At 70.7% G+C, this 3,733-nt stretch carries 4 protein-coding genes; all 4 read left to right on the top strand.

The genetic code is table 11. From position 1 onward, the window contains the following. Positions 1-289 precede the first annotated feature (289 nt). Positions 290-1,090: an aldose epimerase family protein gene (locus FNH04_RS42905; RefSeq protein WP_322725502.1), complete on the top strand. Its 801-nt coding sequence runs from the start codon at positions 290-292 to the stop codon at positions 1,088-1,090. A 36-nt stretch (positions 1,091-1,126) separates the two neighbouring features. Then, complete coding sequence (gene pyrE, locus FNH04_RS42900; RefSeq protein WP_152791657.1) at positions 1,127-1,675, top strand: orotate phosphoribosyltransferase; 549 nt, start codon at positions 1,127-1,129, stop codon at positions 1,673-1,675. A 193-nt stretch (positions 1,676-1,868) separates the two neighbouring features. After that, positions 1,869-2,891 carry a class II fructose-bisphosphate aldolase gene (fbaA, locus tag FNH04_RS42895; RefSeq protein ID WP_152791656.1) on the top strand — a complete coding sequence of 341 codons (1,023 nt, stop codon included), beginning with the start codon at positions 1,869-1,871 and terminating at the stop codon, positions 2,889-2,891. Positions 2,892-3,000: 109 nt separating this feature from the next. Then, the coding region (locus FNH04_RS42890; RefSeq protein WP_152791655.1) for an MFS transporter at positions 3,001-3,733 on the top strand (733 nt) is incomplete at its 3' end.

Here is a 3,733-nt window from a genome sequence, read left to right as displayed (position 1 = left end):
CTTTTGGGCAGGGTGGGCACCGCTCGGCGGCTTCGTGCCCTTCGGCTTGGCCGGGGGCCCGGTCGTTTCGGTCCCGCCCGCGGGCTTCGCCTCTTCGGTTCCGCCGGGGCTCAGCCCCTTCGACCTCGCTCGGGGGCGCCGACGCCGCGGTCTCGCTCGGGGGCGCCGACGCCGCGGTCTCGCTCGGGGGCTCCTCCGCTGGAACCCCGCCGGGGGCTTCGCCCCCGGGCGGTGGGCGTTCGGGCGGCTGTGCTCGCCCCGTTGTGGAGGCACCCCTTAGGGTCGTGGCGTGAGTAACGAAGACATCACCTTGGCCGCGGGAGACGCGGAAGTTGTCGTGGCGCCGGGGAACGGGGGGAGGGTGCGTGGGCTGCGGGTCGGTGGGGTCGAACTGTTGCGGCAGGGGGAGCGGTTCGGGTGCTTCCCGATGGTTCCGTGGTGTGGCCGGATCCGGGACGGGCGGTTCCTGAGCGGAGGCGTCGTGCAGCAGATGCCGGTCAACGCGCCGCCGCACGCCATCCACGGCACCGTCCGCGACGGCGCCTGGCGCACCGCCCGTGTGACGGAGGACGAGGCCGTCCTCACGTACGACCTGGTCGAGCCCTGGCCCTACTCCGGTCGTGTCACCCAGGTCGTCGCCCTCGCCGAGGACTCCCTCACGCTCACCATGTCCGTGGAGACGTACGACTCGTCCTTTCCGGCGCAGATCGGGTGGCATCCCTGGTTCAACCGGAATCTGGGGGAGGGAGGTGGCGTGCGGGTCGACTTCACCGCCGAGTGGCAGGAGGAGCGGGGGGACGATCACCTTCCCACCGGCAAGCGCGTCGATCCCCGGCCCGGACCCTGGGACGACTGCTTCGCGATGCCCGGCGGTGTCGACGTGACCCTCACCTGGCCCGGGCTGCTGGAGCTCAAGGTCGCGTCCCGCGAGGAGTGGGTCGTGGTCTACGACGAGCAGGCCGAGGCCGTGTGCGTGGAGCCGCAGACCGGGCCGCCCAACGGGCTCAACACCCACCCGCGCCTGGTCACCCCGATCGAGCCCCTGGAGGCCACGACGACCTGGACCTGGCGCAGGCTCCCCACCGGGTGAGCCGCCGCCCGCACCGCGCTGTCTAAGCTGACTGGCATGACTGACGTACGCGCCGCTCTGCTGGAGCAGATCAAGGACAAGGCCGTGGTGCACGGCAAGGTGACCCTCTCCTCGGGCCTGGAGGCGGACTACTACGTCGACCTGCGCCGTGTCACCCTCGACGGCGAGGCCGCCCCGCTCGTCGGGGAGGTGCTGCTCGACCTGACCGGTGATCTCGAGTTCGACGCCGTCGGCGGGCTCACCATGGGCGCCGACCCCGTCGCCGCGGCCATGCTGCACGCCGCCGCCGCGCGGGGACGGCGGCTCGACGCCTTCGTCGTGCGGAAGGCGGCCAAGGCCCACGGGATGCAGCGGAGGGTCGAAGGACCGGACATCGCGGGCCGGCGCGTGCTCGTCGTCGAGGACACCTCCACCACCGGCGGCTCCCCGCTGACCGCGGTCGAGGCCGTGCGGGAGGCCGGCGCCGAGGTCGTCGCCGTCGCGACCATCGTCGACCGCGCCACCGGCGCCGCCGAGAAGATCCAGGAGGGCGCCGGAGTGCCGTACCTCTTCGCGTACTCGAAGGACGAGCTCGGTCTGGACTGATCGGCCTGGACTGAGGGACGCGAAAAGGGGCGCCGAAAACTTCCGGTCACCCTGGCGGGAGCATCCGGTCAAGTCTGGAAAGATGGGGCCGACGATGACGTCGCAACCCTAGGTCAGGGCCGTAAAGCAGAAGAGCCGTACAGCTGTACCAGCCGTACAAGCTGTACGCGACCCGCACACAAGGAGCGGACAGATGCCCATCGCAACCCCCGAGGTCTACAACGAGATGCTCGACCGGGCGAAGGCAGGCAAGTTCGCCTACCCGGCCATCAACGTCACCTCGACCCAGACCCTGCACGCGGCGCTGCGCGGTTTCGCGGAGGCGGAGAGCGACGGCATCGTCCAGATCTCCACGGGCGGTGCCGAGTTCCTGGGCGGCCAGTACAGCAAGGACATGGTGACCGGCTCCGTCGCCCTCGCCGAGTTCGCGCACATCGTCGCCGAGAAGTACCCGGTCAACATCGCCCTGCACACGGACCACTGCCCCAAGGACAAGCTCGACGGGTACGTACGTCCGCTGCTCGCGGTCTCCGAGGAGCGGGTCGCCCGCGGTGAGAACCCGCTGTTCCAGTCCCACATGTGGGACGGCTCGGCGGAGACCCTGGCGGACAACCTGAAGATCGCCCAGGAGCTGCTGGAGCGCACCCGCGCCGCGAAGATCATCCTCGAGGTCGAGATCACCCCGACGGGTGGCGAGGAGGACGGTGTCTCGCACGAGATCAACGACTCCCTCTACACGACCGTCGACGACGCCGTCCGTACGGCGGAGGCGCTGGGCCTGGGCGAGAAGGGGCGCTACCTGCTGGCCGCCTCCTTCGGCAACGTGCACGGCGTGTACAAGCCGGGCAACGTCGTCCTGCGTCCCGAGCTGCTGAAGCAGCTGAACGAGGGCGTCGCCTCGCGCTTCGGCAAGCAGTCCCCCTTCGACTTCGTCTTCCACGGCGGCTCCGGCTCCACCGAGGAGGAGATCCGCACCGCGCTGGAGAACGGCGTCGTGAAGATGAACATCGACACGGACACCCAGTACGCCTTCACGCGGCCGGTCGCCGACCACATGTTCAGGAACTACGACGGCGTCCTGAAGGTCGACGGCGAGGTCGGCTCCAAGAAGACGTACGACCCGCGCACCTGGGGCAAGCTGGCCGAGGCGTCCATGGCCGCGCGTGTCGTCGAGGCCTGCGGGAACCTGCGCTCGACGGGCACGAAGATCAAGTAGGCGGGCCATCGACCGAGCGGGTCCTGTTCGCAGGTCACGTAACTCGGTTTTTGCTCCGGTTGGACCCGGTACCCCCTGCGGTACCGGGTCTTTCCGTATGCTCCGAAGCATGGCTGCGCCGTCGCCCGAGGACACGGCCGTCAGGCTCGCCTCCCCGCGGGGGAGGTGGATCCTGCTGACCACGGTGCTCGGCTCCAGCATGGCGCTGCTGGACTCGACGGTGGTCAATGTCGCGCTGCCGCGGATGGGGCGCGATCTGGACGCGGACCTCGCGGTCCTGCAGTGGACCGTCAACGCGTACATGCTGACGCTGGCCGGGCTCATCCTCCTCGGTGGCGCCCTGGGCGACCGTTTTGGGCGGCGGCGGATCTTCGTGCTGGGCGTGGTGTGGTTCGCGGTCGCCTCGCTGCTGTGCGGGATCGCGCCCAACGCCGGGGTGCTGGTGGCCGCCCGTGCCCTCCAGGGCGTCGGCGGCGCGCTTCTCACGCCCGGGTCGCTCGCCCTCATCCAGGCCTCGTTCCACCCGGACGACCGGGGGCGGGCGGTGGGTCTGTGGTCCGGTTTCGGCGGGATCGGCGCGGCGGTCGGGCCGTTCCTGGGCGGCTGGCTGGTGGACGGGCCGGGCTGGCGCTGGGTGTTCCTGCTGAACGTCCCGCTCGCCGCGCTGTGCGTGCCGGTCGCCCTCCGTCACGTACCCGAGTCCGCGGACCCGAGGGCCCATGGGCGCTTCGACGTCCTCGGCGCGGTTCTCGGGGCGCTGAGCCTGGGCCTGGTGACGTACGCGCTGATCGAGGCGGGGGCAAAGGCCGGTGTGCTCGTGGCCGTGACGGCGGTCGTGGGGC

The sequence above is a fragment of the Streptomyces phyllanthi genome, assembly GCF_009377205.1.
In the GTDB taxonomy this organism is placed as follows: domain Bacteria; phylum Actinomycetota; class Actinomycetes; order Streptomycetales; family Streptomycetaceae; genus Streptomyces; species Streptomyces phyllanthi.
Note: the sequence above shows the minus strand (reverse complement) of the source record. Positions and strands in the feature narration are given on the sequence as shown.

Coding starts and splice junctions, on each gene's coding strand:
- pyrE (WP_152791657.1), top strand. CDS start 1,127: ATGACTGACGTACGCGCCGCTCTGCTGGAGCAGATCAAGGACAAGGCC.
- fbaA (WP_152791656.1), top strand. CDS start 1,869: ATGCCCATCGCAACCCCCGAGGTCTACAACGAGATGCTCGACCGGGCG.